The organism is Chamaesiphon sp. OTE_75_metabat_556 (genome assembly GCF_031378165.1).
Lineage (GTDB): Bacteria > Cyanobacteriota > Cyanobacteriia > Cyanobacteriales > Chamaesiphonaceae > Chamaesiphon.
Map to the genome: position 1 here is coordinate 1 of NZ_JANNDR010000346.1, position 5,636 is coordinate 5,636.

Sequence of the window (5,636 nt, forward strand, 5' to 3'; positions counted from 1 at the left end):
TACCGATCGCGGCTGTCTCAATCTATATCGATCGCAATTCTGGCATCTACCCAAATAATCGACTATGAATTATCGGAGATTTTATCTCATCATGATTGTTAGTATCATTACTAACTTAAATTCTCTATTCTGTTTGACTCAAATTGCCCAAGCAGAACCCCAAGTAGATTCACCAGATCTAGTCACTAAAGTTCCATCTCCGCAGAATTTTGTCAGTCAAGGTACGGAAATATTCTTAAATGGTAAAACTCTGAATATTCCCTGGGCACAATGGCAAGTCGGTAATAGTTTGCGATTGGGAATTAGTGATACTGCTCTCGATCGACAGCTTGGTGTCGAGTTATTTACTAATAGTAATTATTTGACTCAGCCGATCGATTGGTATGCAACTACTCGATTGCCGTTCGCGAAGCGTCTCGTTGGCGAAGCCTCTCGAAGAGAAGAGAAGGCAGACCAAAGGTCATCGACACCAGTAAGTGTCAATGCCAAACTCAGCCGCCAATATCGCTATCTCGATATCACCGATCTCGCCAAACGGAGCGGTTGGCAATGGCAGGTTGCGGGGACTAAACTGCAACTCAATACACCAGCGACGCGGGTAACCAATGTCCGGCGCGAAACTATTCCCAAAAATGGCAAAATTACTGTTACTTTAGATCGAGTGACACCCTGGAAACTCAGTCAAACAGCGACCGAAGGTTATCTAACGATCGAAGCTAATGCCGACCCCACTTTACTCGCCCAATTTAACGCCCCACCGCCAATTATCGATCCCAATCTCGACCCCGATGACGATCCGACCGCAAAAAAATTAGCATATAAAGTTACTAGTAATAAAAATCAAACGATCGTCCAATTTCCGATCGTCAAAGGACACCGGGCTAGAGCGAAATTATTGTCGCAAACCAGTCTCGAAGTCAGCATCAATCCCAACTTAGCAACTATCCCCGATCGCGAGATCAAGTGGGCACCCGGACTCAAATGGCGACAAAAATGGGTAAAACTGGGTGCAACTAATTTCCCCGTTAGCTATCTCGAAATCGACCCACGTCAAAAGGGAATCAAAATTCGATCGATGCTAGCCCTCGAACCAAATTTAGTCGGTACCAATCATCTGATTAAATTTGCCCCTACCACTCCAGTTGTTGCCGCTATTAATGGGGGCTATTTCAATCGCAATAATCGGATGCCATTGGGTGCCATCAAACGCGATGGTAAATGGTTATCTAGTCCAGTCTTAAATCGCGGCGCAATCGGTTGGAATGACAAAGGACAGATGCGGATCGCGCGCTTGAAAATGCAAGAAACGATTGCTACCACCACCGGCACACAGCTACCAATTCTCGCGCTCAATAGTGCTTATGTCCAAGCGGGATTCGGTCGGTATACAACTGACTGGGGGAGCACTTACACGCCGCTACAAGCGAACGAACTGATTTTCACAATCCAACAAAACAAAGTCACCCAAATCACCCCTGGTAATGCGATTGGCAGTGTGAATATTCCCATCCCTGCCAATGGCTATTTGCTGACCTTACGGGGGCAATTAGAGCTGTCTGGGAGCATCCCGATCGGTACCAGCCTGACGCTCCAGCAGCAGATTACCCCACCGGAATTCGATACCTACTCCCAGATTATTGCCGCTGGCCCCTGGTTGGTACAATCGGGCAAAGTCGTCCTCGATGCGAAAAGCGAAAATTTTAGCGCGAATTTTAGTAAAGAAGCCGCAGTCCGCAGCGCGATCGGCAGTACCGCCACAGGTAAGATCTGGTTAGTCACCGTCCATCCCCATCCCGGTGGTAAAGGTCCCACTCTGGCAGAAATGGCGCAACTGATCCAGCAAATGGGGGCGGTAGACGCACTCAACCTCGATGGTGGGAGTTCTACGAGCCTCTACCTCGGCGGGCAATTAGTCGATCGATCTTCAGCTACTGCCGCCCGCGTTCACAATGCGATCGGGATTACGATCGAACCATAAGCTCACCTTCCAAAATTACACAGTACAAGCAGAGATCTGAGGGTACCCTGAATCTCCGCTTCATAGCCAAGGAAAATGTTATAAACTCACAAAAAAGGCGATCGTTACCAATTTAACGATCGCCTTTAAATTTAAAACCCCGATTTCCTTTCGTAATCAGATGCAGATGAGAGCAGCAGTTACTAAAAAAATATTCTTGAATGCTGGTTGCCGATTTAACTGGCGGAACCAACCTCAATGTCATCACTATAACCCGATCTGCGTCACATCGGTATCAGCCATTTCACGGTAGATTCGATCGCCGCGGTGACAGTCTTTGCCCGATTTTATACTACTGACGAACTCAAAACCGATTGGTGTCAATATTTACTGGCGGTTTTCATCCTTGGTGAGCAGATCGAGTTACAAGTTGGAGCTTTCATCTTTCATTACCTCCGCCAATACATGCCGCGTACTATTCCACGCCAAGATCCCCGCGATCGTCACGATGACACTCATCCCCCATAATACCGGTGGCAATCCAAAGCGATCGGTCAACGGGCCAACAATAATCAGGGGCACAGCGACGGCGATATTGACCGCATTATTCTGAAATCCAAACACTTTCCCCCGCATTGATTCTGGTGTTTTTTCCTGGATGAGGGTTTGGACGGGGACGGCAATGAGAGACGCGCCCAAGCCCAAGATCCCCGCACAGATTAGACCCAGCCACAAGCTGTCAACGAAGGTAAATGTGACTAGCACGAGACTCATCCCCACAAACCCAATTAAGGGTAGGGATTTTTGTTGAATCCGATTGCCAAAATGTCCTAAAATTCCCGCCCCTAATACTAAACCAATCCCCGCTGGGGCGACTAAAAACCCAAATTCTTCGGTCTTTAAACCTACCTCGGCAGTAAGTTTAACTGCCAATACGGGCAATGCCGCGATCGTCGAAGAAAACACGGCTAATTGGAGCATCGCGTTCAGCAATAATTTATTGCTACAGATATAATCAAATCCAACTTTTAACTCATGCCATGGATTGACTTTGCGAGCATGTTTGCCAGTATTGTTGGTCGAAGACCTGCCTTCGGCAATCGTTTCTTGCATCTGCACGAATTGTCCCAGTCCGGCAGCAATAAAATAGAGTGAGGCCACCAGAATCTCGCGCGAACCATTTTGGCTAATATTGGTAACAGCCGTCAAAATTGTCGGCGCAATCCCAAATCCGACGATCACCGAGGCCGTCGATGTCGTGGTAAATAGGGCATTTGCCGTTAAGAGATTTTCGGGTTTGACAACTAAGGGGATTGCCGACTGTTCTGCTGGTGCGAATGCTTGAGTTATCGTCGAAGTCGCAAACGTAATGAACAATAAAACTCCAAATTCCTTTGGTAAAATTGGTAATAATAAAATCAGGCCACCCCGGATCAGATCCGAAATTACCATGATCTTTTTCTTGGGATAGCGATCGACAAAGATTCCCGCCGCCGCCCCAAATAAAATTGCCGGAATTGTCGTCGCCACAAACAAATACGAACTAGAAGAAGCGGCATATTTGACTGGAATATTATAGGTAGTTAATAAAGCGATCGACATTACAGTCAATACTTTATCAGCAACCTGCGAAAAAATTTGCCCAGTCCACAACAATAAAAACGAGCGGTTTTTGAGTAGAGCCTTAAATCCACTCGCCTCTGTAGGTGTTTTTGCAGGCAACATAGGCTAGAGAATAGGGATATAGAGAATTGGTAAGAAATGGGGGTGTGACCAATGCGAAGAAGCTGGCAACGTCAGCAGTCTAAATAGTAATAATATTGCAGTCTAATCCAAGATCGTCTCTAGCGATTGTACCTATAAGTGGGTCAAAAAAGCTGACAAGGTGTGACAGTCGTTGGAGTGGACGGGCGATAATGGATAATAACTAGTAGCTATTAATTCCTCGCAGCTCTGATATGAACTCCACTATCGCCTACCTGACTACTCAACTCGATCGTGCGATCGTGGCTGCCTTGGGAGCCGATTATGCTGGCACCGATCCCATTTTGGTCTTATCGAGCAATCCCAAATTTGGGGATTATCAGGCAAATATGGCGATGGGACTTGCCAAAAAATTGGGACAGCAGCCGCGTCAGATCGCCCAGTCGATCGTCGATAATCTAGATGTCGCCACAGTGTGCGAACCGCCGCAAATTGCTGGCCCTGGTTTTATCAATTTTATCGTCAAACCCAGTCATCTCGCCACTCAGCTCCAAGCTATGCAGTCTGACAGCCGTTTGGGGGTGCCAGTTGCTGACAAACCTCAACGTGTCATCGTAGACTTCTCTAGTCCGAATATCGCCAAAGAAATGCACGTCGGCCACTTGCGATCGACTATTCTAGGAGATTGTATCGCGCGGGTATTAGAATTTCGCGGTCATGATGTGCTCAGACTCAATCACGTCGGCGACTGGGGGACTCAATTTGGGATGTTGATTCTCTACTTGCGGGAAGCCTATCCCCAAGCTCTCACGACGGCAGATGCCCTCGATTTGGGCGATTTGGTAGTCTTATATAAGCAAGCCAAACAACGCTTCGATACAGATCCCCAGTTTCAAGCTGCCGCCAGACAGGAAGTAGTCAAATTACAAGCCCAAGATCCCGATACGATTAAAGCTTGGAACCTCTTATGCGATCAGTCGCGGCGCGAATTTCAGGTTATTTATGACAGATTGAATGTCAACCTTACCGAACGCGGCGAATCATTCTACAATCCCTATTTATCCGCCGTAGTTGAGGACTTAAAAGCAACTGGCTTACTAGTCGCAAGCGACGGCGCACAATGCGTATTCCTAGAAGGATATACCAATCGTGAGGGCGATCCCTTGCCGCTAATCGTCCAAAAAACCGACGGTGGTTATAACTACGCCACCACTGATTTAGCCGCCATCCGCTATCGGATTCAAACCGACACAGCCGATCGGATCATTTATATCACCGATGCCGGACAAGCCGATCATTTTGCCCAAGTTTTTCAAGTTGCCAAATTAGCAAAATGGATACCCGAAAATGTCGAGATCACTCACGTTCCCTTTGGGTTAGTATTAGGTGAAGATGGTAAAAAAATCAAGACTCGATCGGGTGAAGCGATTAAATTAAAAGAGTTACTCGATGAAGCTGTCGATCGATTCCGCAACGATCTAGAATCGCGACTAGCAGAAGACTCCAGACAAGAAACGCCAGAATTTATCGCCAATAGTGCCCAGATTGTCGGACTCAGTGCCGTTAAGTACTCCGACTTGAGCCAAAATCGTACGAGTAATTATGCCTTCAGTTTCGACAAAATGCTGGCACTGCAAGGCAATACGGCACCCTATATGATGTATGCCTACGTGCGCGTGCGCGGCATTAGCCGGAAGGGTGGTATTGATTTCGAGAGCCTCGGCGCGAATGCCCCAATTATCCTCAATGAAGAATTAGAACTGACGCTGGCGAAACATCTGCTCCAACTAGGATCGATCGTTTCTGAGGTAGAGCGAGATTTGCTACCGAATCGGTTGTGTCAATACCTATTTGAACTCAGCCAAAAATTCAATCAGTTCTATGACAAACATTCTGTCTTACAAGCAGAAGAACCACTGCGAACTTCTCGATTAGTTCTGTGCGATCTGACTGCCAAAACGTTGCAATTGGGATT

General features: G+C 47.0%; 3 protein-coding genes. 2 read left to right on the forward strand and 1 reads right to left on the reverse strand.

What is annotated here, in order from left to right:
* Nucleotides 1–91: 91 nt before the first annotated feature.
* Nucleotides 92–1,978, forward strand: a complete 1,887-nt coding sequence (locus tag RMO27_RS14060) for a phosphodiester glycosidase family protein (protein ID WP_309733537.1) — start codon at nucleotides 92–94, stop codon at nucleotides 1,976–1,978.
* 402 nt (nucleotides 1,979–2,380) lie between these two features.
* Here the strand turns inward: RMO27_RS14060 and RMO27_RS14065 are convergent, their stop codons facing one another.
* On the reverse strand, nucleotides 2,381–3,682 hold the full coding sequence (locus RMO27_RS14065) for an MFS transporter (protein WP_309733539.1): 1,302 nt from the start codon (nucleotides 3,680–3,682) through the stop codon (nucleotides 2,381–2,383).
* A gap of 233 nt (nucleotides 3,683–3,915) precedes the next feature.
* On the opposite strand from RMO27_RS14065, the gene argS reads away from it, so the two are divergent.
* Nucleotides 3,916–5,636: arginine--tRNA ligase (gene argS, locus RMO27_RS14070; protein WP_309733540.1), on the forward strand; the 1,721-nt coding region annotated here is incomplete at its 3' end.

Bases quoted from the DNA above. Each gene is read 5' to 3' on its own strand.
- RMO27_RS14060 (WP_309733537.1), top strand. From the start codon at position 92: ATGATTGTTAGTATCATTACTAACTTAAATTCTCTATTCTGTTTGACT.
- RMO27_RS14065 (WP_309733539.1), bottom strand. From the start codon at position 3,682: ATGTTGCCTGCAAAAACACCTACAGAGGCGAGTGGATTTAAGGCTCTA.